This window comes from Desertibacillus haloalkaliphilus (genome assembly GCF_019039105.1).
Classification (GTDB): Bacteria; Bacillota; Bacilli; order Bacillales; family KJ1-10-99; genus Desertibacillus; species Desertibacillus haloalkaliphilus.
In genome coordinates this window covers 1-404 of record NZ_JAHPIV010000228.1, presented here as the reverse complement: position 1 = coordinate 404, position 404 = coordinate 1, and the positions used below count along the sequence as shown (strand labels likewise).

Sequence of the window (404 nt, the reverse complement as noted above, 5' to 3'; positions counted from 1 at the left end):
AAAAGAAAAAGGGGAGAAGAGAAGGAAGGGAAAAAAAGGGGGAAAAAGGGGAGAAAAAAAAGGAAGGGAAGAGGAAAAGGGGGAAAAAGGGGAAAAGGGAGAGGAAGGGGAGGAAGGAAAAGAAGGGGGAAAAGGAGAGGGAGAGAAAAAAAGGAAAGAGGAAGAGAGGAAAAGAGGAAGGAGGAGAGAAGAGAGGAAGGAAAGAGGGAAGGGGAAAGAGAGAAAAGAGAGGAAAGAGGAAGAAGGGGGAGAGGAGGGAGGGGAAAAGAAAAAAAAGGAGAGGGAAGGAGGAAGAAAGAAAGAAGAAAAAGGAAAGAAAAAAGAGAGGGAAGAAAGGAAGAAGGGAGGGGAAGAGAAGGGGGGAAAGGAGGAGAGAAAAAAAGAAAAGGAAAGGAGGGAAAGGG

Annotated in this window: 1 protein-coding gene; it reads left to right on the top strand. The window is 45.8% G+C overall.

Going from position 1 to position 404, the window contains the following annotated elements:
- On the top strand, nt 1–404 hold a 404-nt coding region (locus tag KH400_RS29870), incomplete at both ends, for a hypothetical protein (RefSeq protein ID WP_217228178.1).